The organism is Streptomyces bungoensis, from assembly GCF_001514215.1.
Taxonomy (GTDB): domain Bacteria; phylum Actinomycetota; class Actinomycetes; order Streptomycetales; family Streptomycetaceae; genus Streptomyces; species Streptomyces bungoensis.
Genome location: NZ_KQ948851.1, coordinates 270,215 through 296,743, shown reverse-complemented (window position 1 = coordinate 296,743; position 26,529 = coordinate 270,215). Strand labels below are relative to the sequence as shown.

Sequence of the window (26,529 nt, the reverse complement as noted above, 5' to 3'; positions counted from 1 at the left end):
GGCGGAGGGTAGCCATCGCAGGACCCGCGTGCGCCGCCGGGTACGGGTACGGCCCGCGCCCGCACCCGGTGGTACGGGTGGGGCGCGGGCCGGGGCCGGGCGGGCGGCGCGGGTGGGCGTCAGCCGGCCAGGCGTACCGGGGCCGGCGGCCGGTCGGGCAGGAAGGTGTGGGTGCGCCGCCCGAGCCACTCCGCCTTGTAACGGTCGACGTGGCGGTGCCAGTTGAGGATGCCGGCCAGCCAGTTCTGCAGGTCGAGGACGTAGCCGGCCATGGCCGCGCGGGCTTCCTCGGACAGCCGGAAGTCGTCGTAGAGGACGGGCAGTTCGTGCGCGATCACGTGCTCGAACTGTGCCATCCGCTGGGTCATCAGGTCGTGGACGACGCCGAGCGCGGCCGGGTAGTCCACGCCGAAGAAGTTCTGCACGACGAGGACGGCGTTGTGGATCTCGCCCTCGTACTCGATCTCCTTCTGGTACGAGAAGACGTCGTTGAGCAGGCAGGCGTAGTCGATCGCGGCGTTCTCCAGGGAGCGCACCGGACCGCTGCGGTAGACCTCCGGCGGGATCGCCGGGCCGTGGCCCGTGCGGCACATGCTCAGGGTGAGGTCGGAGCCGAAGGTGGAGCGGCGCATCTCCAGGTAGTCGACCGGGTCGGGGACGCGGTTCTGGAGCTGGTTGGACAGCTCCCACACCCAGCTCTCGGTCATCGTGTCCACGGCGGCCTTCAGGGTGCGCCGCTGGTCGGGGGGCATGCCGGCCGTGGTGCGCGTCCAGAGGTCGACGAGCGCGCGCTCCATGGCGTCGGCGGGGACGACGGCCGGCTCGCCGTCGACGCCCATGCACGCGGAGAGCCGCGCGGTGGTCAGGCGGGCGGCGGCCAGGTCCCGGCGGTGGCCGTAGACCAGGGGGTAGTAGTCGTCGCCGTAGGTGCCCCAGGCGAGCCACTGGGCGCTCAGGTCGAGGGCCTCCGGCCCGGCGTCGGGGTCGAGGCCGGCGGAGCAGAGCGCGAGGTCGTAGGCGGCGAGCTTCTCCTCGTCCCAGACGCCCTCGTGGAGGATGCCCATGCGGTGCGACCACGTGACCAGGTTGCCGCGGGCGCGGTCGAGGTGCGGGCTCAGTTCCAGCGGGAACGGCATGCGGAAGTCGGGCAGCCGGGACGGTCCGACCCGCTGGAACGGCAGGTGCGCGTACGCACGCAGGCGTTCGGCGGCGGCCGAGGCGAGCAGGGCGCCCACGTCGGCGGCCGAGGTGCCGGGGCCGCTCGGCAGCTGCCAGGGGGAGCCGGTGCGGGCGCCCTGGTTCATGTAGCGGCTGGAGCGCAGGTGCCATTCGTGGCCGCCGGACTGCCAGTCCTGGAGTCCCTTGGTGTAGGCGGCCACCGCGGCGGCCTCGTCGGGCCGCAGCCCCTTCTCCAGGGCGACGGCGGGCACTTCGGTGAGCGCGGTGTGCTCGAACTGGTGCAGCCGCGAGGTGAGGATGTCGTTGACGGTCTCGGCGGCCTCCTGGGTGGTGCAGCCGAAGAAGGTCTCCAGCACCAGCACGCCGTTGCTGTTCTCGCCCTCGTCCTCGACCTCCCGCTGGTAGGAGAAGAGGTCGTTGCGCAGGTGGACGGCGTCGGCGAAGGTCTCCATGAGCACCCTCAGCGGCCGGGTCCCGGCCACGGCGGCGGGCACCTCCGCGGTCGCGTACTCGACGAGGCCGGCCGACCAGGGGGCGCCGCCGACCTTGCGGCGCATCTCGATGTACTCGACCGGGTTGGCGATCCGGCCCTCGTTGATGTTGGACAGCTCCCACAGCGACTCGTTGAGCAGGTGCTCGGTGGCGACGGCGAAGCGCCGGCGCCAGTCGACGGACATCGCGGGCACCGTGCGCGCCCACAGGTCCTTCAGGCCCGCCTCGACCGGGTTCTCCGGCTCCGGCACGGGGGCCGCCGGGTCCAGCGGCATGAACAGCGGCAGGCGGTCCAGGTGCGCCTTGCCGGCGGCGCGGTCCTGGGTGCGTTTGTACATGTCCAGGAAGTGGTCGTCGAAGAAGAACACCCACACGTACCAGTCGGTGATCAGCGACAGGGCCGGTCCGTCGCAGTCGGGGTGGGTGTAGGCGCACAGGAGCCCGTAGTCGTGCGCCTCCAGGTCCGCCTGCTCCCAGATCCCGGACCCCTCCAGCATGCCCGTCTCGCGCGCCCACGCCGTCGAGTGGGCACGCGCCTCGTCCAGGTGCGGGTTGAGCCGCGCGGGGTACGGCATGTAGAAGTGCGGGAGTTCGAACGGCTGCGTCATGGCGGGGCCCTACCCGGGGCGGAAAGCGGCCATCCGCCGCCGGACGCGTGACCACACCATCGCGTGAACCGTCACCGGAACGGGCGACTCGGCTGCCGGTGTGTGGCTTCGCGGGTCGCTCCCCGGCCCCCTACGGGCCCGGGTTGACCTGGATCAGCGCGTGCGTCCCGCCGGTGCGCCAGCGCTGCCCCTCCGCCGCGACCAGCGCCGCCTCGGTGGCCGCGGTCAGGCCGGTGACGACGTCGGACTTCAGCGTGCGCAGGGCGGCGACCGGGCCGGGGAAGTGGGCCGTGGCGTCCCGGAAGGAGGCGGTGGGCGGCCGCAGCCGGTCGCCCACCAGCCGGCGGTAGTTGAGGTCGCCCTTGACGACGGTCAGCGTGGCCGCGGCGAACTCGGCGCGCAGGTCGCCGGGCTGGTCGGCGTACGGCAGCGGGGCGCAGGAGAACGGGTGGGCGCGCAGTGTCAGCCGTCCGTCCGCCATGGCCGACCACAGCACGCGCCCGTAGCCGGCGGCCGCGCCCGGCGCCGCGGTGAGGCGGCGCAGGGCGTCGACCACGTCGGCGGTCGTGGCGTCGGAGACGTAGTACGGGTACGGCTTGACGTGCAGCACCGCCCGGCCGATCCGTCCCGCTTCCAGGAGGTGGGCGATCAGCAGCAGGTCGGGCACGAGTTCGCGGCCCGCGTTGTCCGCCACCAGGACCAGGGTGCCGGTGGCGGACGGCGGCAGCAGCGACCACAGCGTCCCGGTGTCGTCGGCGACCAGCGCGGGGACGGGCCGCGCGGCCTCGGCGCCGGCCGCGGAGAGCCGGAAGCCGAGGTCGGCGCGGTTGCCCCAGAGCGAGCCGTGCAGCAGGGCGCGGGCCCGCTCCGGCTCCGGGCGGTCCCGGAGCGCGTCGAGCGCGGCGAGCTCCTCGTCGGTCTCGGGCGCGTCGAGTTCCGCCCGCTTGGACGGGCGGAACGGGTCGATGCCCTGCCAGGGGCCGGGGGTGAAGTAGCCGACGGCTTCCAGCAGCCGGCGGTAGAAGTAGCTCTCGGACCACAGCCACGGCACGTCGAACCAGGAGCGTCCGGCGTACTCGTCCAGCCCCCAGGCACGCCACCGGCCGAGGTCGTCCGCGTCCTCGGGCAGCGGTTCGATCACGCCTTGCGTGCAGCTCTCCAGCAGCTCGTCCAGCGCGCGGTGCTGACCGGGCCCGTACGGGAGCGCCTCCCGGACCTGCCGGATGATCGCGGGGTGCCGCTCGGCCAGCACGCTGTGCGGGAACGAGCCGGGTACGTCGCCGAGGATCACGGGTGCGGCGGGGGTGTCGGGCATGCCCGTCACCGTACCGCGCGGCTCAGCCGGCTCTGATCTCCCGCTCCAGCTGGGTGGCGAGGGTCAGGTAGCGGGGCCGGCGGTGCACCGGCACCAGGCCGCGCACCATGAGGTGCCACATCTCGGCGACCCTGCGGGGCAGCCGGCCGACCGGTTCCAGGGAGCGGCCGGCGACCCGGGTGCCGACGAAGAAGCAGACGAGGGAGTGCGCGACGGCGACGACGTCCGTCTCGGCGTGCACGTCGGCCTCCCTGACGGCACCGCTGAACTTGCGGGTGGCGAATTCCAGCCACTCGGTGAACGGATGCCTCAGCGGCGGCCGTACGGCCACGTCGGCGGTCGCGAGCCGGAGTCCGGCGCGCGGCACCGGGTCGTCCACCGCTATCCGGGCGACGGCGAACGTGGCGCGCATCAGGGACTCCAGTGAGGAGTAGCCCCGGCCCTCGACGTCGTTCACCACCTGGTGCGCGGCCTTGGCCTGGAGTTCCAGGATGGCGTGGGCCAGGTCCTCCTTGGCGGCGAAGTGGAAGTACAGCGCACCCTTGGTGACCTTCGCATGGCCGACGATGTCACTCAGGCTCGTGCATTCGTAGCCCCGGCGGTCGAACAGGTCGGCGGCGGCCGTGATGATCGTCGCCCGGGTCTGCTCGGCCCGTAACTGCCTCGCCATCGACTGATCCCTCCTAGCGGCACTACCGAACGGGACACGCGGTTTGTTTTGACTCCGTGCATACGATAACTCACTTAGCGGCAACGGGAGTCGGGTGGGTGGCATTCAGTTTTCCGTACCTGCCCCCGTCGGCTCGCCGCACCCGGTCCCGGGCTTCACGTTGTGCAAACGGATCACGTCAGAAGGTGCTTCTCCAAGGGCTTCTGCATGTTTTCGGAAGCCAATCGACCCTGACTGCCGTTGCGTTGAAGTTCCTCCGGCGAGCGGTCCGGTCCGCTCCGTACTGCACCCGCGGAAGGCTCCGGGACGACTGCGTCCCGCTTCGGGAAAACAGCCGCTGCGGTCGGTGTCCGGGGGCCGCCCGGGAGTGGATGAACGCGGCGGACGGGTGGCTCGTACTGGAGGGGGCAGATCCCGTTCCCGCGTGCCGAGGAGAGACCCCGGATGACTCGGACGACCGCCCGCCTCGGCGTCGCGGCGGCCGCCGCGGCGGCTCCGCTCCTGCTCCTGTCGTGGGCGGCGGGGTCCGCCCAGGCGCACGGCGCCCCCACGGACCCGGTCAGCCGGGTGTACGCCTGCTCGCCCCAGGGCGGTGCCGCTAACCGGTCGGCGGCCTGCGGGGCGGCGGTGTCCGCCAACGGCGCCCCCTTCACGGCCTGGGACGACCTGCGGGTGTCGGGCGTGGCGGGCCGGGACCGGCAGGTGATCCCCGACGGCAGGCTGTGCAGCGGGAACCTCCCCGCCTACCGGGGCCTCGACCTGGCCCGGCGGGACTGGCCGGCGACCCGGCTGACCCCGGGCGGCCGGCTGACGATGACGTACGCCTCGACGATCCCGCACGCGGGCACGTTCCGGCTGTACCTCACCAGGCCCGGGTACGACCCGGCGAAGCCGCTCACCTGGTCGGACCTGCCCGCGCGCCCCTTCGCGGAGGTCAAGGACCCGCCGCTGGCGAACGGCGCGTACCGCATCCGGGCGACGCTGCCGAAGGACCGGACGGGCCGCCAGGTGCTGTACACGATCTGGCGGAACAGCAGCACGCCGGACACCTACTACTCGTGCTCCGACGTGGTGTTCACCGCCGCGGGCGCGGCGCGGGGCACACGGACGGCGACCGCTTCCTCCGGCGCTCCGGCGCCCGTGCCGTCGCCGAAGGGGAGCCCGGCCCCGGCACGGCACGACGCGGGCCGCTCCGGCGACAGCACGCCGGTGGCCGAGGCGACCCGCTCGGACTCGGGCCCGCCGGCGACCCTGCTGGCGGGCGGCGCCGCCGCGGTGCTGGTGCTCACCGGGGGCGCCGCCCTGGTCCTGCGTCTGCGTTCACGCTGAACGCCGACTCGGTCTCGCCACGCGCTAGTTGACGAAGACCGGGGCGCCCCCGTCGGTGACCGGCGCGTACTTGGCGGTGAAGTAGCCGTTGGCGAAGCACAGCGACGAACCGGACACCTTGGTGAACTGCTGGCTGGTGAAGCTGATGCTGTTGTCGGCGTTGCCGGCCTTGCCGGTGAGACTCGGCGCCCGGTAGACGCACGTGACGCTGCCCAGCAGGGTGCGCAGCTTGACCGTGGTCTGGACGGTGGAGCCGGCGGCCGGCGAGACGGTGAGGGTGCCGTCGGAGGCGACCGACGCGGTGTACGGCAGGTTGTCGACCGTGATGCTGCTGACGCCGAGCACGCCGACGACGTTGCTGGTGCAGCTGCTGGGGTCGAAGCTGTGCCCGGTCACCGACTCGGACGCCGCGCCCGGGGCCGCCGGGTTGCCGGTGACCGTGGCGGTGAACTGGGAGGACGTGCAGCTGACCCCGCTGGTGCCGGTCGCGCTGGAGTAGAGCGTGGCGGTGGTGCCGCCGGCCAGCGGCGCGGTCAGGGTGTCGCCGACCGCGACGGCAGTACCGCCGACGCCGCCCGTGGTCAGGACCGCGCTGCCGTCCGCGGAGGCGGGGACGGCGGCGGCGACGGTGAGGGCGGTGACGGTTCCGGCGAGGGCGAGGAGGGATCGCGTACGCATGGGGGTGCCTCTTCCTGGAGTGGGGGGACCCCTTGTGCTGGGACGAGGGGTCGTGGGAGTGGGGCTGCGTGGAGCGGGGTTCGCCCGGCCGGGTGGGCCGGGAAGGGGGCGCAGCCGTCGCCGGTCCGTGACGCCTTCTCCGTACGTGGCGGACCGGCGGCGGCCGGGCCGGGCATCGGCCGAAGGCCTCGGGGGAAGGCCTCCGGCCGGGCCGGACAGGGGGCGGCCCGGGCACGGGCCGGGGGGAAGCGACCGTGCGGCGCCGCGGAGCGAGCGGTTGCTGAAGCCAGGGCCGGGACAGCGGCCGGCGCCGCTCGGCGGATCCGGCGCCACGGATCCGGGGTGAACCAGGGAGAGTTGTAGACCTGACGGACCATCAACGTCAAGGTGCAAGAGCCTAGTTGACGCCTCCCGGTGCGGGCCGGGTTACCCCTTTCCCGCTGGGTGCGCAGGGGTCGAGCGCCGCCGACACGGTTTTTTCACAACTCCCTTGACCCTTCAATGTAACCGGCGGTAACTTCCTCGCAGGCTACTGCCGCGTAACGAGAAAGCCCTTGCGTCCGCCGGGAGTGCGAGGAGCGTGCGCGACAGCCGCTGTCCGCGCCAGGACGACCGCGCCACTGAAGCCCACACCCGCATTTGACCTATGCCCCATGGGAGCAGACATGGCCATGTCCCCGGACCCCTCGTCCGACGGCAACACCCCCGAGAACCCGGGAAGCGCTTCACCCGACGCCTCAGCCGTGCCCGGCGCTTCCGGCGGCGACAGACGGGGACGGGTGCGGCTGCGCCGGGCCGCGGTCATGGCGGTGCCGGCCACCCTGGTCGCCGCGGGTCTCGCGGTGCTCACCGCGCAGGGCGCGCTGGGTGTGCAGTTCGCCATCTCCGGCATGCCGTTCACGGTCACGGCGACGGAACTCGACGGGACGGGGTTCGAGCAGTTCGGCGGGCTCGACAACATGGCGGACGGCAGCCCCAACGCCGGTGACACCGGCGGCCAGGAGCTCGTCGTCACCTCCGCCATCAAGAACGCCACGCTCACCAAGCTGTGCCAGAGCGTCGACCTCGGCGGCACCAACCTGCTCATCACCGCCGGCCGTGGCGAGCACAAGGTGGAGGCGACCGACCTGACCACCGACTCCAAGGACCTGTCGGGTGACGCGTCCTTCGACAACATCGAGATCGGCAACGACGCCAGCACCCTGACCAAGGCGGGCGTGCAGGGCCCGATCGGCGTGTTCAGCCAGCAGGCCGACACGGTGCACATCGCCAACCTGCGCCAGACCAACTACGCGACCACGGCAGGCGTGTTCAAGCTCCCGGGACTCAAGCTGCGCTTCAGCGACAAGGCCTGCTGAACCGATGCGGGAGCACCCACGCCAGGGTCCGAGAGCCGCCTTCCGCGGATGGCGGGCCCACCGGCCGTTCTGGGGCGGGCTGCTGCTGACCCTCGGCGGCGGCGAGATCCTGCTCACCGAGAAGGCCTCGCTGAAGGTCGTGATGCACATCGGAATGCAGGGCCTGGCCGGATACCTGCTGCCCGCGCTCATGCTGATCCTGGGCCTGCTGATCCTCTTCAACCCCGGCCAGCGCCTGTTCTACTCCCTCACCGGCATCCTGGTGTCCCTCGGTACCTGGCTCACCTCCAACCTGGGCGGCTTCTTCGTCGGCCTGCTCCTGGGCGCCGTCGGCAGCTGCCTCGCCTTCGGCTGGCTCCCCGACCAGGAGCCCCGGGTGAGCCGGCGCCGGCGCCGCAAGGAGGCCCGGGCGGCGCGGAACCCGGCGCAGGGCGCGGGGGAACCGGCCTGAGCGCCACGACGCGGGTGCCCCCGGCTTCCCGGGGGCACCCGCGTCGTGGGTCGATACGGCCCGTCGTCGAGGACGCGGCCGTCAGGCGACGCCGGCGGACTTCAGCCAGGCCCGGGCGACGTCCAGCGGGTCCTTGTGCTGGGTCTGCACCTGGGTGTCCAGGTCCCGCAGCGTCGCCGTGTCGAGCTTGGCGGACACGGCGTCGAGCGCGTCGGCGCCCTTCTGGGGCAGGGAGCCCTTGTGGACGAGGGGCTGGACGTTCTGGAAGCCGAAGAGGTTCTTCGGGTCCTGCAGGACGACGAACCCCTCCTTGGAGATGGTCGCGTCCGTGGTGAAGATGTCACCCGCCTGCACGGCGTTCTTCTTCAGCGCGGCCTGGGTGAGCGGGCCGCCCGCGTCCAGCGCCTTGAAGGACTTGAACTGCAGCCCGTAGACGGACTTCAGGCCGACCAGGCCCTGCTGCCGGGTCTGGAACTCCGGCGCGCCACCGATGGCCATGTCCTTCGCGACGTCCTTGAGGTCGGCGATGGAGGACTTCCCGGTGAGGTGGTACTTCTGCGCCGTCACCGCGTTGAGCGTCACGGAGTCCTTGTCCTGCGCGGGCGACGGCTTCAGCAGGGTCAGCTTGGAGTCCAGCTTGCCCTCGATGGCCGAGGTCGTCGCCTCGACGGTCTTCGGGGCCGCCTTCGGGTCCAGGTAGGCCAGCAGGGCGCCGTTGTACTCGGGCAGCACCGAGACCGAGCCGTTCTTCAGCAGACCGTAGGTGGTCTCCCGGCTGCCGATGTTCAGCTTGTAGGTGACCTTGAGGCCCTTCGCCTTGAGGGCCTCGCCGTAGATGTCCGCGAGCAGGATGCTCTCGGCGAAGTTGTTGGATCCGACGACCACGCTGTCGCCGCTCGCCGACTTGTCCGTCAGGGGGTTGTCTGCCTTGCCGCCGGAGGAGCCGCAGCCCGCCAGCAGGGCCGTCGCCGCCGCGAAGGCGACCACCGCCGCGCCTCGGTTCCTCCGGATGGACCTGCTGATGCGCTTGGTGGAATTCACCCACTGATCCAATCCAGCCAGTTTCCTTCGGTCAAGTGCCACCGGATCACCAATCGCCCGGGGCCGGCCGGGCGTCGGTCCTCAGTGGCTCCTGCGCACCCCCGGCGAGACGGCGATCCGGGCCACCGCCCAGAACACCGCGAGGGTCGCCAGGGCCAGCCCGACGACCAGGGTGGCGCCGCCGACGACCTTCTCGTAGTCCTTCTGGGCGAGGCCGTCGATGATGTACCGGCCGAGACCGCCGAAGCTGACGTAGGCGGCGATGGTCGCCGTGGAGACGACCTGCACGGCCGCCGTGCGCAGGCCGCTGAGCACCAGCGGCAGCGCCACCGGGAGTTCGACCTGGAGCAGGATCCGGGTCTCGGACATCCCCATCCCGCGGGCGGCGTCGACCGGCGGCGGGTCGACGGAGCGGACGGCCTCGTAGGCGGTGACCAGGACCGGCGGTACGGCGAGGGCGACCAGCGGGATCATCACCGGCACCAGCCCGAACCCGAGCCAGGTGAACATCAGCACCAGCAGGCCGAAGGTGGGCAGCGCGCGGGCGGCCGTGGCGACGAGCGCGAGGGTGTTGCCGCCGCGCCGGTGGTGGCCGGTGAGCAGGCCGACGGGCAGCCCGATCGCGGCCGCGATCGCGAGGGCCTCCGCGGAGTACAGCAGATGCTGGACGACGCGGTGCGGGATGCCGTCCTCGCCGTGCCAGTGCGCGCTGTCGCCGAAGAAGGCCCGCGCGAAGTCGATTACGGTCACCGGGAGGCCCCCTTCCGCGGCATCCAGGGGGTCAGCAGGGTGCGGACGAGGACCAGCAGCGCGTCCACGAGGATGCCCAGCGCCGCGGTGGTCACCACGGAGTTCACGGCCAGTTCGGGCCGGTGGTAGATCTGGGCGTCGTTGAGGAGGTTGCCGAGCGCGCCCTGGTTGCCGATCAGCATGCCGATGCTGACCAGGGAGATGCTCGACACCGCGGCCACCCGCAGGCCCGCGATGATCGCGGGTACGGCGATGGGCAACTGCACCTGGAGATAGCGCCGTACCGGTCCCAGGCCCATGGCGGTCGCGGCGGCGAGGGTCTCCGGCGGCACCGAGCGGACGCCGTCCACGATCGCGGGGACCAGCACCACCAGGCTGTACACCGCCAGCGGGATCATCACCGTGCTCTCGGTCATGCCGGTGTAGTCGATGAGCAGGACGAAGAAGGCCAGCGACGGGACGGCGTAGAGCACGGTGGTCACGCCGAACACCGGCGCGTAGAACCAGCGGAACCGCACGCACAGCTGGGCCACCGGCAGCGAGAGGACCAGCCCGGCCAGCACCGGCAGCAGCGCCTCGCGCAGGTGCAGGCCGACCAGGCCGAGCCAGCTGTGCTGGAGGTCGCTCGGAATGTCGAAGAAGCCGGTCACCGGGCGGCCCCGGCGTCGGCCGCGTCGCCGGCCGCACCATCGGCGAGGCGGCTGTGGGCGGCGCGGATCGCCTCGCCGATGACCTGCTGGGAGACGACTCCGACCGTGCGCCCCTCGCCGTCCACGGCCACGGCCCAGCCGGTCGGCGAGAGCACCGACCCGTCGAGCGCGGTGCGCAGCGAGTCACTGCCGGGCACGAACGGCCGCCCGTACGGCAGCAGGTGCTCCCGCTCGACGGCGCCGGCGGTGAGCCGGCCGGGCTCGCCCCAGCCGAGCGGCCTGCCGTCGGCGTCGGTGACGAGGAGGTAGGGGGCGCCGTCGTGGGAGCCGAGCCGCGCGGCGTCCGCGTCGATCGGGACCACGGGGCCGGTCTCCAGCGCCAGTCCGGCGGAGGGGAAGAAGGACAGCCGGCGGATGCCGCGGTCCGCGCCGAGGAAGTCCTCCACGAAGGCGTCGGCGGGTGCGCTGAGCAGCTCGGCCGGCGGCGCGAACTGGGCGAGCCGGCCGCCGGTGCGCAGCACCGCGACCATGGTGCCGAGCTTGACGGCCTCGTCGATGTCGTGCGTGACGAAGACGATCGTCTTGCCCAGCTCGTCCTGGATGCGCAGCAGTTCGTCCTGGAGCCCCTTGCGCACCACCGGGTCGACGGCGGAGAACGGCTCGTCCATCAGCAGCACCGGCGGGTCGGCGGCGAGCGCCCGGGCCACGCCGACGCGCTGCTGCTGGCCGCCGGAGAGCTGGTAGGGGTACCGCTTGCCGAGCGAGGCGTCGAGCCCCACCCGCTCCATCAGTTCCGCGGCCCGCGCCCGCGCCTTCCGCCGGCCCCAGCCCAGCAGCCGGGGCACGGTGGCGATGTTGTCGAGGATGGTGCGGTGCTGGAAGAGACCGGCGTTCTGGATGACGTAACCCATCGAGCGGCGCAGGGTGTTGACCGGGCGCTGCCGGATGTCCTCGCCGTCCAGGAGGATGCGGCCCTCGGTGGGCTCCACCATCCGGTTGACCATGCGCAGGGTCGTCGTCTTGCCGCACCCCGACGGGCCGACGAGCACGGTGATCGCACCGTCCGGGATCTCCAGCGACAGCCCGTCGACGGCCACCGTGCCGTCCGGGTACCGCTTCGTGACTGACTCGATCCTTATCAAAACGCCGCGTTTCCTTCGGTTGGGCGGAGCCTGGCCGTTGCCGGAGAGTCTAGACGGCGGGGGTTTCAGCAGCTCGGAAGCCCGCGCGCGCCCGGCGTTCATGCCCCGGGCAGGTCGTCGGCGCGCAGCATCAGCAACTCCTGGTGGCCCGGGCGCTCGACCGTCGCGAGCCGCTCGGCCAGCCGCTCCACCATGCCCTCGAACAGGGTGCGCGCGTCACGCCCGTTGGCCTCCCGCTCGGCGCGGAACCGGGCCAGCAGCAGCTCGTCCATCCCCGTGTCCAGTTCGAAGCCGTGCCGCGCGGCCAGGTGCCGCACGATCCGCACGAGTTCCTCCGGGCCGTAGGGCCGGAAGGTCACGGTGCGGGAGAAGCGGGAGGCGAGGCCGGGGTTGGCGGTGAGGAACTCCGCCATCTCCGCCGGGTAGCCGGCCGCGATGACCACCACGTCGTCGCGGTGGTCCTCCATCAGCTTGGTCAGCTCGTCGATGGCCTCCTGGCCGAAGTCGTGGCCCACGCCGAAGCGGCGGGAGAGGCTGTAGGCCTCGTCGATGAACAGGACGCCGCCGCGCGCGCGGTCGAAGGCCTCGCGGGTCTTCAGCGCGGTGGAGCCGAGGTACTGGCCGACCAGGTCGCTGCGGTGCACCTCGACCAGCCGGCCGTCGGTGAGGATGCCGAGGCCGGCGAGGATACGGCCGTACAGCCGGGCCACGGTGGTCTTGCCGGTGCCCGGCGGGCCGGAGAAGACCAGGTGGCGGCCGCCGGGCGGCTCGGGCAGCCCGGCCTCGCGGCGCAGCCGGGCCAGCCGCAGCAGGTCGGTCTGGCTGCGCACCTGCCGTTTGGCCTCGGACAGGCCGATCAGGGCGTCGAGTTCGGCCTGGGGGTTCCCGGCGCCGGACGGGGGCGCGGCCGGGGTGGCGTCGGTGGTCACGGCGATGCGGCTCACGGTGCCCTCGCCGGTGACGGCCTCGCCGTGGCTGCCGGTGATCCGGCTGTCGCGGATCCGGCCGCGGGCGCCGCCGTCGGTGCGCAGGCCGTCGCCGCCGCTGCCGGTGAGGGCGCTGCCGGCGAGGTCGAAGTGGCTGCTGTCCGCGGCGAGCAGGCCGTGCGCCCCGGCGCCGGTCACGGTGAGGTCCTCGGCGTTCAGGGCGGCGCTGTCCACGAGGTGGACGCCGTGCCGCCCGGACCGCTCGACGGTGCACCGGTGCACGGTCAGGTCGGCGGTGTCGCGGACGAACAGGCCGTCGCCGAGGGTGCCCTCGACGCGCACGTCCCGGGCGGTGAGCCGCGCGGAGCCGGTGAGGACGAGTCCGCTGTCGCCCAGCTCGCGCAGGACCGCTCCGCCGACCTCGCCGGCCGAGCCGGTGTCGGAGCCGTACACCCCGTACCGGCAGTTCTCGGCGCGCAGTTCGCTGATCTCGACGGTGCCGTCCTGGCACAGCCGCACCGCGGACTCGGTCAGCGCGCGGGCCTCCAGACGGACGAGCACGGCGTGGCCGTTCTCCACCACCACTCCCTTGCGGGCGCCGTCGATCCGGCAGCCGTCCAGGCGCAGCCGGCCGCGCTGGTCGACGTGCAGGGCGGCGTTGGAGGCCCGGGTGAAGGAGCACTCGCGCACCTCGCAGCGGGCCTCCTCGGTCACCCGGAGGCCGACGCCCCGGCAGCCCTCGAAGGCGCACTCGCGGAAGACGGGGTCGGCGCCGCCGGTGACGACGGCGCCGGCGTTCGCGCCGCGCACCCGGGTGCGGACGACGCTGCCGTGGCCCTGGCCGGCGAAGCCCAGCGCGGTGCCGGCGAGGTCCTCGAAGCGGCAGTCGCGCACCTCGGCGGTGCCGTGCCCGTCGGCGAGGACGCCGTGCGCGCCGGTGCCGGTGAACACGCAGCCGGTGAGGCCGGCGTGGCTGCCGGCGCCGGTGACGTGCACGCCGGCGCCTCGGGCGTCGGCGAAGGCGCAGCCGGCCAGTTCGGCCCGGGCGCCGTCGGTGACCAGCAGCGCGTCCTGCTGGGCCTCCTGGAACCGGGTGCCGTGGAACCGGGCGCGCGCGCCGCTCAGCACGGCTGTTCCGACGGCGAGTTCGCCCGCCGTCACGGTGATCTCGGCGTCCGCGCCCGCGCTGAGCGCGACCGCGCCGCCGTGCCCGGCCAGCCGGCAGTCGCGCAGCACGAGCCGTCCGGAGCCGGCCGCCACGGCCGCCTTGCCGCGGCCGACGACGGTCAGCCCGGTCAGCACGGCGCTGCCGGTCACGCTGACGGCGGTCTCGGTGGGCCGCTCCACGGTCACGGTGCCCGGCCCTCGGACGGCGCGGATCTCCACGTCGCCCTTGAGGACGAGGGGTTCGGGGTAGCGGCCCGGTTCCACCAGGACGCACACCGGGCCGTCGCCGGTGTGGGCGCCGAGCGCGGCGGCGATGGTGCGGTGCCCGCGGGTCGCCGTACGCGCCACCCGCAGCACGCGCAGCTCGCCGGCGCCGGCCGTGCGGGACGCGGGCGGCGGGGGCGGCGGGTCCGGCGGCGGGGGTACGGGGCCGAGGGCGGGACCGCTCCAGCGGTGCGCGGCCTCGCCGGCGCGGTCCGGTCCGGTGACCGGGATGCCGTACGTGCCGAGGACGTGGGCGAGTTGCTCGGGGTGGACGGACAGCCCGTGCGGCTCGCCGACCGGGCCGGCCAGCACCGGCACGACGTCCAGCGGGCCGCCGGGGACACCGCGGAAGCAGCCGTGCAGCGGTTCGGCGACCAGGGGCGGCGGGGTCGGAAGCGGCCGGGCGGTGCCGTCGGCCGCCGTCCGGGAGCCCCGGCCCGGCGCGGCGGAGGACAGGTGGGCCAGCAGGGTCCAGCGGGGGCGGCGGTCGCCGGGGCCGTCGGGCGGGGACGCGATCTCCGTGCCGGTCACCGCGGCCCTCGGCAGGACCCGCTCGTCGGCGCCGGCGCGCAACCGCAGGCCGTCCGCGTCCACGTACAGGGCGCAGGGCCGGCCGAGCAGCCGGTCGAGCGCCGCGAGCGGCGGCAGGACGACGGCGGGGGCGGCGACCGCGGCCCCCAGGTAGGGCCAGTGCAGGCCGGGGCCCGGGCCGGTCGCGCTGTACGCGGCGTAGTCCCAGCAGCACAGCAGCCAGACGGTGAAGGACAGGTGCCGGTGCCGGTGGGTGAGGCGTGCGGCGAGCGGGGAGCGCAGGCGGCCGGGGACGCGGTGCCCGGAGCCGTGCGGCGGGAGCCCGGTACGGCGCCAGCGGGGCCCGGCGTGCGCCTCGAGGGCCCGGTCGAGGGCGCCCGGGTCGGCGTCCAGCAGGCGCAGGTCCACGGTGAGGCCCTCCCAGGAGCGGTCCCAGCGGGGGCCCGGCCCGAGTCCGGGCAGGCGGTGGACGCGGCGCCGGGCCGCCGGTGCCGTCGTCCGCAGCAGCAGCTGCTCGGGGTGGCGGTGGCCGCTGCGCAGCAGGCGCCGGTCCGCGACCGGGACGACGCAGACGTGGTCGACGTCCGCCCAGGGGAGGCGCAGCCGGCGCAGCGGGCCGCGCCAGGCGACGCCCGCCGCGTCGACGACGAGGGCGGCCGGCGGCAGGGAGGTCAGCAGCAGGCGCAGGCAGAGCAGGGCCAGGACGGCCGCGCCGAGCGCGCTCTCGGCGACCACGGGTGCGGGTGCCCCGGCCGCGCGGGCGCCGTCGGCGGACAGGCAGCACACCAGCGTGCCCGCTCCCGCCCCGGCGGCGGCCCACAGCCGGGCGCGCACGGTGTGCAGGTCGCGGCGGAACGTGGCGCGGGGTGCGGGCGGGGTGCCGGGCGGTGCCGCGGGGCGTGCGGCGTCCTCCCCGTCCCCGGTGCCGAGCAGGACGTCCACCCGCGTACCCCCGTCCGCTGTCGTGTGCGCTCGGCCACGGTGCCTGCCGGGCCGATCCCGGGATCAAGCGTAGAGGATCCGACTACCATGGGTGACGTGCCGTCACTTGAGGACCATGATGAACAAGTAGCCCTGCTGTGCGGCCTGTTGCCCCGGCTGCGCCGGATGCACCGGGGCCCGGTCGGGGCGGCGAAGCGGCTCGTGATCGACCGGGCGGTGCGGGCCGCGCGGGCCGGTGAGCCGCTCGACGAGCACCTGTCCGCGCTGGGGCTGCTGCGCCCTCCCCCGCCCCCGGGGGCGGGGGATGCGCGCTCGACGACCCTGCCGCCGGCGGTCGCCGGCGCCGGACCCCGTACGGTGCCCGGTGCGTACGTCTGCCCGCGCGGGGTCTGCGCCCGGCGGGAGCCCAGGAGGGTGGACGAGGAAGTGCCGGTGTGCGAGGTGTTCGACCTGGCCCTGCGCTTCGACGCCGAGAGCTGAGCGGCCCGGCATGCTGACCGGGCTGGTCACCGACGTGGGCCGCAGGCTCGCCGAGCGCTGGGCGGCGGCGCTGGTGCTGCCGGGCCTGGTGTTCACCGCGCTGGCGGCCACCGCCCTGACGCTGGGCCAACGGCGCTGGTCGGACCTGGAGTTGCTGCGGCACCGGCTGCGGGCGCTGACCGGCGCCGGCTCCGGTTCGACGCGTACGGCGGTGCTGCTCCTCGGGGTGCTGGCCGCGTCGTTCGCCGCCGCGCTGCTGGCCGAGGCGCTGGCGGGCCCGTACGAGCGCGCTCTGCAGGGCAGTTGGCCGGGGCCGCTCGGGCGCCTGGCGGACCGGCTCACCCGGCGCCGGCAGCGCGCCTGGGAGGCCCGCGACGCCGCGTGCCGGCAGGGCGGCCCGGCGACCGGCCTGGGGGCCCTGGAGGCCGCGCGCAACGAGGTGGCGCTGGTGCGGCCGCAGTGCCCGACCTGGATCGGGGACCGGCTGCGGGCGCCCGCGGTGCGGATCCGGTTGCAGTACCGGGTGGAACTGGCCGACGCATGGCCCCGGTTGTGGCTGCTGCTGCCGGACTCCTCGCGGGCCCCGCTCACCGAGTCCCGGCAGCGGCTGGACGAGGCGATGCGCCTGGGCGGCTGGGCGGTGCTGTACCTGCTGCTGGGCGCGGTGTGGTGGCCGGCGGCCGTGGCCGGGGCGGGCGCGGGCCTGGTGGCCTGGCGGCGCGGACGGGAACGCGCCGAGGAGTACGCCGAGTTGGTGGAGTCCGCGGTCGACGTCCATCTGCCGGAGCTGTTCGAGCGGTTCGACCCGGAGACCCGCCCCGTGCGGATGAGCGCCGGTCCCGCCGTCACCGAGCTGTTCCGCAAGGGGGCGGGACCGCGGCACGGATGACGGGGCCGGCCGTCCCTCGAACAGACAGCAGTCCGCCCGAACGAGCCCCGGAGGATCGGCACATGACGTCGGACACGGCCCCGCCGCAGGAGTCCGCCGGCGAGCGGCAGCGGCTGCTGACGGCGGTCCGGGCACGGCTGGAGGGCGTCGGCGGCCCCCAGGGCACCGCCGTGCTGCACACGGACGAGGCCCGCGCCGAGACCGACGCGCTGCTGCGGCACCTGGTGGGCGTCCGCCCCGACGGCACCCACGGCATCGACGAGGAGGTGGCGTACACCCTCGGCGTGGCGCTGCTGGTCCGCGCCGACGACCGGCGCGAGGCGCCCGCGTCCGCCGCGGACGCCCGTACCGGTGTGCTGCTGATCGCCCCGTTCCACTTCCATCTGCCCGGCACCCCGGACGTCCTGCCGCCGCCGCTGCGGACGGCGTTCGAGCAGCTGCTCGGCCCCGGGGGGCGGCGGCCCGAGGAGCCGGGGGCGATGGTCCACCGGCATGTCACCGCCGTCGCCGACGTGGCGGCGCTGCTGCTGGAGCTGGGCAGCGCCCTGGACTGGCCGCAGGCCGTGCGGGCGGCCGCCGACGTGACCCGGGAGGTCATGCCGCACCTGGCGCCGGAGAGCACCGACCGGGCGCTGGCAGGCTGCAACCTCGGCTACGCGCTGCTGCTGGCGTGCATCCGCGGCGAGGCCGGTCCGGAGCGGCTGCCCGAGGCCGTGGACGTCCTGCGCACGGCCTTCGCCCGCACTCCCCCGGACCACGCCGGCCACGCGCGCTGCGCCAACGGCCTGGGCCTGGCGCTGCTGGCGCTGGCGAGCGCGCGGGAGGACCGCACCCTGCTGCCGGAGGCGATCGAGCTGCTGCGCCGGGCGACCCGCGCCGCCGGCCCGGCCGGCGCCAACCCGGCCCAGATGTACTCCGACCTCGGCTACGCCCTCACGCTGTACGCCGTGAGCGCCGGCGAGGGCGAGGACGTGGACCCCGGCGTGCGGGACGAGGCCGTCGGCGCGCTGCGGCAGTCCCTCGCCCTGACCCCGGAGGAGGAAACGGAGGCGCTGCGCGAACGTCTCGACCGGCTGGCCGGCGCCCTGACGGCCGGCGCGCCCGGCGCCGACCGGACGCACGCCGCCGTACAGGCCGCGGAGGCGGTCGGGGTGCTGAACCGGCTGCTGGAGCTGACCCCGGTGGGCCGTCCGGAACGCGGCGACGTCCTGCTGCGGCTGGCCGCCTGCCTGATCGCGGCGCAGCGGCCGCAGGAGGCGATCGACCTGCTCGCGGGGGCCGACCCGGTGTTCGCCGGGGACGCCCGGCGGACCGGGCAGGCGGAGGCGCTGCTGTTCCAGGCGGCCGTGCTCAAGGGCGAACTGGCCTCCCGCGCCGATCTCACCCCGGAGCGGCGGGACGACGCGGACGCCATCGACGAGATCCTGCGGCCCGTGCTCACCGGGGAGGGCGGGGACCATCCCATCGCCGCCGTGATGGGCCTGCTGGGCATGGGCCCGCAGAGCGGCGGCAGCCGCGGCCAGGAGCTGATGGACTTCGGCAACCTGGTCCTCGGCTACCCGCACCAGGCCTCGCTGGGCGACGTCCTCGCCAAGGCCTTCGAGATGCAGGCCCGGCGCATCTCCCGGCTGCCCGAGGAGGAACGCGCCGAGGCCCTCGCCGAGCTGCTCCGGGGCGATGCCGGCGAGCCGGCGCCCGTCCCGCAGGCCCCGGTCGACACCGGTGGGCTCGACGAACTCGTCGAGGTGCACGACCGGGTGCTGTCCCGGATGCCGGCCGACCTCCCCGAGCACCGCTTCCTGAAGAGCAGCCGGTCCACGCTGGTCCTGATGAGGATCATGCACGCCTCGACGGACGGGACGGAGGACCAGGCGGCCCGCCTGGACCGGATGCGCGAGACGCTGCCGCTGCTGCGCGAGCTGTTCGAGGAACTCCCGCAGCAGATGCGGGACATGGGCATCGACCCCGAGCTGTTCGCCGGGCACACGGCGCTGGCGTACGCGATCGAGTCCCCGTTCGAGCACGTGCGGGCCGTGGAGGAGGGCGTCCGGGGTGCCCGCCGCCGGCTGGCCGGGCTGGAGCCGGGCAGCCGGGAGTACGACGACACGCGCGCGATGCTCGCCCTGATGCTGTTCGTCCGGCACGGGATGTGGCGGGAGGCCGCGGACTTCACCGAGGCGGAGGCCCTCGCCCGCGAGCTGACCGCCGTACCGGAGCCGGACGGGCTGACGGCGCGGCTGCTGTCGATGTGGACCTCGGCCGTCCGGTCCCGCGTCCAGGACGCCCAGCTGCTCGGGCAGGAGGCGCCCCGGCCGGGCCGGTCACCGAGCCTGATCACCCGGCTGGCCTCCGACGGCGCCGCCCGGGCCCTCGACTCCCGCGACCCGGTGAAGGCCCTGGAGACGCTGGAGGACGGCCGCGCCCACCTGCTGTCGACGGCCCTGAACGCCCGCCGCGAACTCGCGGTCCTGCACGGCGCCGACGCCGCGCTGCACAACCGGCTGCGCGACACCCTGGAGCGGCTGCGGGCGCTGCGCCGGAGCCTGGAGCCCGGCCGCCGGCCCACGCAGGAGGAGATCGAGGCGCAGCAGGGGGTGACCGGGGAGGCGGCCCGGCTGATCACCGAGCTGCAGCGGCGCCCGGGCTTCCAGCGGTTCCTCACCCCGCTGCCGCTCGGCCTGGACGACCTGCGGCCGGCCGCCGCGGAGGGCCCGGTGGTCAGCGTCAACGTCCATCCGCGCCGCTGCGACGCCCTGGCGCTGTGCTCCGACGGGCTGCGCACGGTGCCGCTGCCCCGGCTGTACGCCTCCGACCTGGTCGCGCAGGCCGAGGCGTTCCGGCTGGCCGTGGAGACGCTGACGGCCGGGCCGCACGACCCGCTGTTCGAGGAGGCGCGGGGGATCTTCACCGGAACCCTGGCCTGGCTGTGGGACGTCGTGGCCGAACCGGTGCTGGAGGCGCTGGGGTTCACCGGACCGCCGGCGCCGGGGGCGCCCTGGCCGCGGCTGTGGTGGTCGCCGTCGGGCGTGCTCAACTCCTTCCCGCTGCACGCCGCCGGGCACCACGGGCCGGACGCGCCGGCGGGCGCGGCGGTCCTCGACCGGGTCGCCTCCTCCTACACGCCGACGCTGCGCGCCCTGCTGTTCGCCCGGGCGCGCCGGCGCGCGGCCCCGGGCCGGCGCGCGGTGGTGGCCGTGGCCATGCCGGAGACGGCCGGGCAGGCGCCGCTGGCCCGGACGGTCACCGAGGCCACGGCCGCGGTGGCGGCGGGCGGCGGCACCCCGCTGATCGGGGCGGCCGCCACCCGGGAGGCGGTGCGCAGGGCGCTGAGGGACGCGGCCGTGGTGCACTTCGCCTGCCACGCCGGCAGCGACCCGGAGGACGCGGCCGCCGGCCGGCTGCTGCTCGCCGACGGCGACCTGCTGATCGGGGACATCGCGGAACTGCGCCTGGAATCGGCCGAACTGGCCTACCTGTCCGCCTGCGGCACGGCCCGGGGCAGTTCGTCGCCGGCGCTCGTCGACGAGGTGATCCACCTCGCCTCCGTCTTCCAGCTGGCCGGCTACACCCAGTCGGTGGCCACGCTCTGGGAGGTCGGGGACGCGTTCGCGGCCGACGCGGCCGCCGCCTTCCACGGCACCCTGGCCCCCGCCCTGCCGGACCCGGGCCCGCTGCCCGCCGCCCTCGCGCTGCACGAGACCGTGCGGGCCCTGCGCGCGGCCGACCCGGCCCGGCCCTGGACCTGGGCGGCGCTGGTGCACGCCGGCGCCTGACCGGCGTGCACCGGGATCAGCCCTCGGGCGTCAGCCGCAGCGAGATGCTGTTGATGCAGTACCGCTGGTCCGTGGGCGTCGGATACCCCTCACCCTCGAACACGTGCCCGAGATGGGAACCGCAGCGGGCGCACCGGACCTCGGTGCGGACCATGCCGTGGGACCGGTCCTCGACCAGTTCCACGGCGTCGGTGTCCTTCGGGTCGTAGAAGGACGGCCAGCCGCAGTGGGAGGCGAACTTGGTCCGGGAGGTGAACAGTTCGGCCCCGCAGGCACGGCAGGAGTAGACACCCTCGGTCTTCGTGTCCGTGTACTCACCGGTGAAGGCCGGCTCGGTGCCGGCCTGGCGCAGCACGGTGTACTCCGCGGGGGTCAGCTCCGCCCGCCACTGCTCGTCCGGCTTCTCGACGTCGTACGACATGAGCGTCAGCCCCTTCACTGGTGCGACAGGCGGTCCAGGATCAGCGGGCCCAGGTCCGTCACGTCGCCCGCGCCCATGGTGAGAACCAGATCACCGGGCCTGGCCATTCCCGCGATCACCGCGGGGACCTCGGCCTTGTCGTGCACGGCGGTGACGTCGGCGTCCGCCGCGCGCGCGGCCTCGATGATCAGCTCGCTGGTGACGCCGGGGACCGGGTCCTCGCGGGCCGGGTAGATGTCGAGCACCACCGAGGTGTCGGCGAGGGCCAGCGACTGGCCCATCTCCTTGCCGAGCTCCTGGGTGCGGGAGAACAGGTGCGGCTGGAAGACGACCAGGATCCGCGCGTCCCCGGCGGCGCCGCGCATGGCCTCCAGGTCGGCGGTCATCTCGGTGGGGTGGTGGGCGTAGGAGTCGATCACCTGCACACCGGCCGCCTCGCCCTTGAGCTGCAGGCGCCGCTTGACCCCGGTGTAGGCGCCGAGCGCGGGCGCGAGTCCGTCGGCCGGGACGCCCAGGGCGGCGCCGGCGGCGAGCGCGGCGACGGCGTTGAGCGCGTAGTGCCGGCCGGGGACGGAGACCGTGAAGGTCAGTTCCCGCCCGTCCAGCGACACGGTCACCAGGCTCTTGAGCCCCTGCGGCACGACGGCCGTGACCCGTACGTCGGCGTCCTCGGCCTCGCCGTACGTCACGGTCCGCACGGACCCGGCCAGCCGCCGGGTCAGTTCCCGCGCCCCCTCGTGGTCGGCGGAGATCACCAGCGTGCCGCCCGGGACGATCTTCCCGGCGAAGGTCTCGAAGGACTCGAAGATCTCGTCCATCGAGGCGTAGTTGGCGTGGTGGTCCAGCTCGACGTTGAGGACGATGGCGACCTCGGGCGCGTACGTGTGGAAGCTGCGGTCCGACTCGTCGGCCTCGGCGACGAAGATGTCGCCCTCGCCGTGCAGCGCGTTGGAGCCGGGTACGTCCAGGTCGCCGCCGATGGCGTACGACGGTTCGAGGCCCAGCTCGGTCAGGGAGACCGCGAGCATCGAGGTCGTGGTGGTCTTGCCGTGCGTGCCGGCCACGGCGATCGCCCGCAGCCCGGTCATGAGCGCGGCCAGCGCGTCGGAGCGGTGCACCACCGGGATCCCCAGCGCGGCGGCGCGGGCCAGCTCCGGGTTGTCCTGCCGGATCGCCGACGACACGACGACACAGCTCGCGTCGTCCGCGAGGTGCTCGGCCGCGTGCCCGATGTGCACGGTCACCCCGAGCGCCCGCAGCGCCTCGGCGGTCGCCGACTCCTTCGCGTCGCTGCCCGCCACCTTGGCCCCGCGCTGGGCGAGGATCTTCGCGATCCCCGACATCCCGGCGCCGCCGATGCCGATGAAGTGCGGTCGGTCCATGGCGGTAGGAAGGCCGGGTGCCATGCAGTTCTCCCAGATACGGTGCCGGTCTGAAGCAGCCCTAGCCTAAGCGGTGGAGCACCCGCCCCCTTGCAGCAAGGGGTACCGACCCGACCCAAGAGGCGCGGGGAACCGAGCGACAAGCCACGACGCGCCCGCACCCGCGAAACGCACCGCACCCCGAACCGCGCCTAGGCCTTGCTGTGCGAGAAGAGTTTCAGCACCGGCACCCCCACCTTGTGCCGCGCCCGCGAGGCCCAGTCCCGGTGGAAGAACTCCTCCACGTAGTGGGGATCGGTGAGCACGATCACCTCGTCCGCGTCCACCTCGGACACCAGCGTCCTCAGCGCGTCCAGCGGATGGGCCTCCACCAGCCGCCCCTCGGCCAGGCTCCCCGCGGAGCGCAGCGCCTGCACGGACACGTCGAGCGCCCGCTCCCCGACGCTCCTGGCCTCCGCGCCCTCGGGGGTCTCCCGCTCGTGCACGGCCTCGTCGAGCTCGCCGAGCGCGATGTCGTCGATGGCCCGCAGCAGGCGGTCCGCCTGGTCTCCGCGCGGCTGGAGCAGCACGTGGAAGAAGACCGGCTCGTCCCCGTGCAGGGTCGTGACGAACTCCACGTCGGCGGACGTCAAAGCCTTCTCGATCATCAGAACGCTCGTGAACACCAGGCGCCCCTTCTCCTTCGAGGGCCGGTGGGCCCTGTCGTCCTCCGCCGGACCCGGCAGGGCCCTGCGGAAACCATCCTGCCCCGTGATCGCAGGAGTAGTGCCGGACCCAGTGTGCCCGCCGGAAAGCAATCGGAACGGCATATTCCGCCCATGTCAGGACCGACGGTAACGACTGAACAGGAATCCCTCCTCCTCGAGCAGCGACACGAGCTCGAAGCGGCGGGGCACGGCGACGGACGGTCCCCCGGCGATGCGCTGCGCGTCCCCGGCGGTGAGCATGGGCGAGAGCGTCAGGCACAGCTCGTCCAGCACCTCGGCGGCGACCAGCTGACCGAGCAGCCGGGGCCCGCCCTCGGTGAGCAGCCGGGTGTGTCCGAGGCCGGCGAGGGCGTGTACCGCACGGGCCGGGTCGACGCCGACGCCCTCGCCGGCGACGACCACCCGGGCGCCGGCCTTCTCGGCGGCGGCGACGCGGTCGGGGGCCGCGGCGGCGCCGGTCAGGATCAGGGTGGGCACCTGGGGCGAGGTGAACAGCGGCAGGGAGAAGTCCAGCTCCAGGCCGGCGGTGACGACGGCGATCGCCGGGGCCGGGCCCTGCCCGGCGGTCTGCCGGGCCGCGGCGAACTCCGCACGCGCGCGGGCCGGGCGGTACCCCTCCTGCCGCACCGTCTCCGCGCCGACCACGATCACGTCCGCGAGCGCCCGCAGCGTGCCGAAAATGCGCATGTCGGCCGCGTTGGAGATGGGCTGGGAGTGCCCCTCGTGCTGGGCGGCGCCGTCGAGGGTGCTGACCATGTTGGCCCGCAGCCAGGGCCGCCGGGCGCCGGTGCCGGGCGCCGGCTCGGGGTAGGCGTAGGCGGCGGCCAGGTCGGCGAGGCTCCACTCGCGGTCCGCGGGCGCGTCCCCGGCGGCCGTGCCCGCCCCCCGCTCCCCAGGGGCCTCGTCCGCCCCCGCGCTCCCGCCGGGGGCCTGGGCTGCTGTTTCATAGGTCACAGGGAACAGGCGTCGCATGCCGTGCAGTGTGACACGGCGCTTAGCATGGGTAACCGTGTCCTCCTCCACCGCAGCCTCCGGTTCCGGCCCGCTGACCGAAGCGGGCCCGCTGTCCCTGTGCGCCCGCGAGCCGCACGTCCTCGCGGACCGGCTGGTCGCCGAGATGGTGCCGCCGCCCCGCTTCGACGCGGTGCGCTTCGCCACGTACATCCCGGACCCGAACCAGCCCAGCCAGACCGAGGCCGTACGGGTACTGGAGGGCTTCACCGCCGGGCTCGGCGGTGCGCAGGCCTCCGGCGCGGGCCGGCGCGGCTTCCTGGGCTTCGGCCGGGCCAAGGCGCCGAAGACGCCGGCCGGACCGCGCGGCGTCTACCTCGACGGCGGCTACGGCGTCGGCAAGACCCACCTGCTCGCCTCCCTCTGGCACGCCACCCCGGCCGAGCCCTCCCGCAAGGCGTTCGGCACGTTCGTGGAGCTGACCAACCTGGTCGGCGCGCTCGGCTTCCAGCAGACCGTGCAGACGCTGAGCGGGCACCGGCTGCTGTGCATCGACGAGTTCGAGCTGGACGACCCGGGCGACACCGTGCTCGTCTCCACCCTGCTCGGCAAGCTGGTCGAGGCGGGCGTGGCGCTGGCCGCCACCTCCAACACGCTGCCCGGCAAGCTCGGCGAGGGCCGGTTCGCGGCCGCCGACTTCCTGCGGGAGATCCAGGGCCTGTCGGCCCACTTCCGGGCCCTGCGCATCGACGGTGAGGACTACCGCCACCGCGGCCTGCCCGAGGCGCCGGCGCCGTTCACCGACGAAGAGGTGACGAAGGCGGCGTACGCCACCCCGGGCGCCTCCCTGGACGACTTCCCGCAGCTGCTGGGGCACCTGGCGAAGGTGCACCCGAGCCGGTACGGCGCCCTGACCGACGGGCTGAAGGCCGTGTGCCTCACCGATGTGCGGCCGGTGCCGGACCAGTCGACGGCGCTGCGCCTGGTGGTGCTGGCGGACCGGCTGTACGACCGTGAGGTCCCGGTGCTCGCCTCCGGCCGGCCGTTCGACGAGCTGTTCAGCGAGGAGATGCTGAAGGGCGGCTACCGCAAGAAGTACTTCCGCGCGATATCCCGGCTCACCGCGCTGGCCCGGGACGCCAAGGGACTCGTCGCCTCCTGACCGAACGGCCGGCCGCGACCGCCGAACAGCCGTTCCCGCTCCCGCGGGTCAAGGTCCGGTTCCGGCCATCCGAACCGCGCTTTTCACGCTCTCTTGCGCCCGTAACGCCCCGTTAACCCTGCAAAGGGTCGCGAGCGGCTACCGTACTTCTTGACCATTCATTGACCAATGCTTGGTGTGCACAAGAGGCGTGAGTTTCGGGAGGGAGGGCGCATGGTGCGAGGTGCGGCAGCCCGGACCCGGCTCACCCTGCTCGCCGTCACCCTGCTCGCCCTCCAGCTCTTCGCACTGACGGGAACCTTCGCATCCGCGCACACGCCCGGTGAGGCGAAGGCCAAGGCCCGACCCGGAATCACATCCTCCGCCCAGCCGGCCGGCACCGGCGCGGCCGCGCTCCGCGAGCCGTGCCGCTCCCACGAGCCCGCGCACGCCCCGCAGACCCGCGACCGGCGGCGCGGGACCGTCTGCGCGGGCGCGCCGCAGCACCCGCCGATATCCCGGCAGGCGGCCGTCCCGCAGGCGGCGGCCGCACCCGGTGCGGCGCACCGTGACCCCGCGAGATCCTCCAGGGCCCACTCCCCGGCAGCCCTCCAGGTCTTCCGCTGCTGAGAGCCGGCCCTCTTCCCCCCACCACTGTCGTGCAAGCCCGACGCGCCCGAGCGGCGCGCCAGGAGGAGTCCACACGCATGCAGCCCCTCATCGACAACGCCCGCACCTTCGGACAGCGCCCTGAGGAGTTCGCCAGGCTCGCCGAAGGCCAGTCCCCGCAGGTCCTCTTCATCACCTGCTCCGATTCCCGGGTCGTCCCGGCCCTGATCACGGGCGCCCGCCCCGGCGAGCTGTTCGAGCTGCGCACCGCGGGCAACATCGTTCCCCCCTACGCCTCGCAGCACCCCACCGGTGAGGCCGCCACCATCGAGTACGCCGTGGAGGTCCTCGGCGTCCGCGACGTCGTCGTCTGCGGCCACTCGCACTGCGGCGCCATCGGCGCGCTGGTGCGCGGCGACGACCTGACCGCCGTACCGGCCGTGCGCGACTGGCTGGTGCACGCCACCCCGCGCCCGTCCGGCGCGCCCGAGGACCCGGAGGTCGCCGAGGGCGTGCGGAGCCACGTCCTGACCCAGCTGCTGCGGCTGCGCTCGTACCCGTGCGTCGAGCGACGGCTGGCCGAGGGCCGGCTCGCCCTGCACGGCTGGTACTACGAGGTGCACACCGGCACCGTGCGCACGCACCGCCCGCAGACCGACACCTTCGAGATCCTGTGAGCGCGC

At 74.4% G+C, this 26,529-nt stretch carries 22 protein-coding genes; 9 read left to right on the top strand and 13 right to left on the bottom strand.

The window, feature by feature from the left end; translation table 11 throughout:
* Positions 1 to 119: 119 nt before the first annotated feature.
* From cyc2 to AQJ66_RS01125, 3 genes are all read right to left on the bottom strand, one after another.
* Positions 120 to 2,279: a germacradienol/geosmin synthase Cyc2 gene (cyc2, locus tag AQJ66_RS01135; RefSeq protein WP_061914986.1), complete on the bottom strand. Its 2,160-nt coding sequence runs from the start codon at positions 2,277 to 2,279 to the stop codon at positions 120 to 122.
* Positions 2,280 to 2,409: 130 nt separating this feature from the next.
* Entirely contained in the window at positions 2,410 to 3,594 is a 1,185-nt protein-coding gene (locus tag AQJ66_RS01130; RefSeq protein ID WP_061914983.1) for a damage-control phosphatase ARMT1 family protein, read from the bottom strand.
* Between the two features lie 22 nt (positions 3,595 to 3,616).
* Positions 3,617 to 4,264, bottom strand: coding sequence for a ScbR family autoregulator-binding transcription factor (locus tag AQJ66_RS01125; RefSeq protein WP_061914980.1), 648 nt, complete (start codon positions 4,262 to 4,264; stop codon positions 3,617 to 3,619).
* 444 nt (positions 4,265 to 4,708) lie between these two features.
* On the opposite strand from AQJ66_RS01125, the gene AQJ66_RS01120 reads away from it, so the two are divergent.
* On the top strand, positions 4,709 to 5,593 hold the full coding sequence (locus AQJ66_RS01120; RefSeq protein WP_061914977.1) for a lytic polysaccharide monooxygenase auxiliary activity family 9 protein: 885 nt from the start codon (positions 4,709 to 4,711) through the stop codon (positions 5,591 to 5,593).
* Positions 5,594 to 5,617: 24 nt separating this feature from the next.
* Here the strand turns inward: AQJ66_RS01120 and AQJ66_RS01115 are convergent, their stop codons facing one another.
* The gene (locus AQJ66_RS01115) at positions 5,618 to 6,271 is read right to left on the bottom strand and encodes a hypothetical protein (RefSeq protein WP_061914974.1); all 654 of its coding nucleotides are present in this window, start codon (positions 6,269 to 6,271) and stop codon (positions 5,618 to 5,620) included.
* Positions 6,272 to 6,936: 665 nt separating this feature from the next.
* Between AQJ66_RS01115 and AQJ66_RS01110 the strand changes: the two genes are divergently transcribed.
* Positions 6,937 to 7,629 (top strand): DUF6230 family protein, encoded by a 693-nt coding sequence (locus AQJ66_RS01110; protein ID WP_061914971.1) that lies wholly within the window; start codon positions 6,937 to 6,939, stop codon positions 7,627 to 7,629.
* Positions 7,630 to 7,633: 4 nt separating this feature from the next.
* The gene (locus AQJ66_RS01105; RefSeq protein ID WP_061914970.1) at positions 7,634 to 8,080 is read left to right on the top strand and encodes a DUF6114 domain-containing protein; all 447 of its coding nucleotides are present in this window, start codon (positions 7,634 to 7,636) and stop codon (positions 8,078 to 8,080) included.
* A gap of 81 nt (positions 8,081 to 8,161) precedes the next feature.
* On the opposite strand, the gene AQJ66_RS01100 is transcribed toward AQJ66_RS01105, so the two are convergent.
* The 5 genes from AQJ66_RS01100 to AQJ66_RS01080 all read right to left on the bottom strand — a co-directional run bounded on the left by AQJ66_RS01100 (position 8,162) and on the right by AQJ66_RS01080 (position 15,493).
* The gene (locus tag AQJ66_RS01100) at positions 8,162 to 9,121 is read right to left on the bottom strand and encodes an ABC transporter substrate-binding protein (protein ID WP_061916596.1); all 960 of its coding nucleotides are present in this window, start codon (positions 9,119 to 9,121) and stop codon (positions 8,162 to 8,164) included.
* A gap of 81 nt (positions 9,122 to 9,202) precedes the next feature.
* Positions 9,203 to 9,871: an ABC transporter permease gene (locus AQJ66_RS01095; RefSeq protein WP_061914967.1), complete on the bottom strand. Its 669-nt coding sequence runs from the start codon at positions 9,869 to 9,871 to the stop codon at positions 9,203 to 9,205.
* Positions 9,868 to 10,521: an ABC transporter permease gene (locus tag AQJ66_RS01090; RefSeq protein WP_061914964.1), complete on the bottom strand. Its 654-nt coding sequence runs from the start codon at positions 10,519 to 10,521 to the stop codon at positions 9,868 to 9,870. The genes AQJ66_RS01095 and AQJ66_RS01090 overlap by 4 nt, the downstream gene beginning before the upstream one ends.
* The gene (locus AQJ66_RS01085) at positions 10,518 to 11,663 is read right to left on the bottom strand and encodes an ABC transporter ATP-binding protein (protein WP_061914961.1); all 1,146 of its coding nucleotides are present in this window, start codon (positions 11,661 to 11,663) and stop codon (positions 10,518 to 10,520) included. Before AQJ66_RS01085 ends, AQJ66_RS01090 begins: the two co-directional genes overlap by 4 nt.
* Before the next feature lie 98 nt (positions 11,664 to 11,761).
* Complete coding sequence (locus tag AQJ66_RS01080) at positions 11,762 to 15,493, bottom strand: right-handed parallel beta-helix repeat-containing protein (protein WP_061914958.1); 3,732 nt, start codon at positions 15,491 to 15,493, stop codon at positions 11,762 to 11,764.
* Positions 15,494 to 15,589: 96 nt separating this feature from the next.
* Between AQJ66_RS01080 and AQJ66_RS01075 the strand changes: the two genes are divergently transcribed.
* The 3 genes from AQJ66_RS01075 to AQJ66_RS01065 all read left to right on the top strand — a co-directional run bounded on the left by AQJ66_RS01075 (position 15,590) and on the right by AQJ66_RS01065 (position 20,635).
* Positions 15,590 to 15,973 carry a hypothetical protein gene (locus AQJ66_RS01075; RefSeq protein ID WP_159052516.1) on the top strand — a complete coding sequence of 128 codons (384 nt, stop codon included), beginning with the start codon at positions 15,590 to 15,592 and terminating at the stop codon, positions 15,971 to 15,973.
* Between the two features lie 10 nt (positions 15,974 to 15,983).
* Positions 15,984 to 16,862, top strand: a complete 879-nt coding sequence (locus AQJ66_RS01070; RefSeq protein WP_061914952.1) for a hypothetical protein — start codon at positions 15,984 to 15,986, stop codon at positions 16,860 to 16,862.
* A gap of 62 nt (positions 16,863 to 16,924) precedes the next feature.
* The gene (locus AQJ66_RS01065) at positions 16,925 to 20,635 is read left to right on the top strand and encodes a CHAT domain-containing protein (RefSeq protein ID WP_061914949.1); all 3,711 of its coding nucleotides are present in this window, start codon (positions 16,925 to 16,927) and stop codon (positions 20,633 to 20,635) included.
* A gap of 16 nt (positions 20,636 to 20,651) precedes the next feature.
* Here the strand turns inward: AQJ66_RS01065 and msrB are convergent, their stop codons facing one another.
* From msrB to AQJ66_RS01045, 4 genes are all read right to left on the bottom strand, one after another.
* Entirely contained in the window at positions 20,652 to 21,056 is a 405-nt protein-coding gene (gene msrB, locus AQJ66_RS01060) for a peptide-methionine (R)-S-oxide reductase MsrB (RefSeq protein WP_061916593.1), read from the bottom strand.
* Between the two features lie 14 nt (positions 21,057 to 21,070).
* Positions 21,071 to 22,462 carry a UDP-N-acetylmuramate--L-alanine ligase gene (murC, locus tag AQJ66_RS01055; protein WP_061914947.1) on the bottom strand — a complete coding sequence of 464 codons (1,392 nt, stop codon included), beginning with the start codon at positions 22,460 to 22,462 and terminating at the stop codon, positions 21,071 to 21,073.
* Between the two features lie 167 nt (positions 22,463 to 22,629).
* Positions 22,630 to 23,103: an indole-3-glycerol phosphate synthase gene (locus AQJ66_RS01050; protein ID WP_208611253.1), complete on the bottom strand. Its 474-nt coding sequence runs from the start codon at positions 23,101 to 23,103 to the stop codon at positions 22,630 to 22,632.
* A gap of 156 nt (positions 23,104 to 23,259) precedes the next feature.
* Positions 23,260 to 24,117: a pyrimidine reductase family protein gene (locus AQJ66_RS01045; protein WP_061914944.1), complete on the bottom strand. Its 858-nt coding sequence runs from the start codon at positions 24,115 to 24,117 to the stop codon at positions 23,260 to 23,262.
* Positions 24,118 to 24,154: 37 nt separating this feature from the next.
* On the opposite strand from AQJ66_RS01045, the gene zapE reads away from it, so the two are divergent.
* The 3 genes from zapE to AQJ66_RS01030 all read left to right on the top strand — a co-directional run bounded on the left by zapE (position 24,155) and on the right by AQJ66_RS01030 (position 26,523).
* Positions 24,155 to 25,258, top strand: a complete 1,104-nt coding sequence (gene zapE, locus AQJ66_RS01040; protein WP_061914942.1) for a cell division protein ZapE — start codon at positions 24,155 to 24,157, stop codon at positions 25,256 to 25,258.
* Positions 25,259 to 25,471: 213 nt separating this feature from the next.
* Positions 25,472 to 25,867, top strand: a complete 396-nt coding sequence (locus AQJ66_RS01035) for a hypothetical protein (protein ID WP_061914939.1) — start codon at positions 25,472 to 25,474, stop codon at positions 25,865 to 25,867.
* Positions 25,868 to 25,944: 77 nt separating this feature from the next.
* Entirely contained in the window at positions 25,945 to 26,523 is a 579-nt protein-coding gene (locus AQJ66_RS01030) for a carbonic anhydrase (protein WP_061914937.1), read from the top strand.
* Positions 26,524 to 26,529 lie beyond the last annotated feature (6 nt).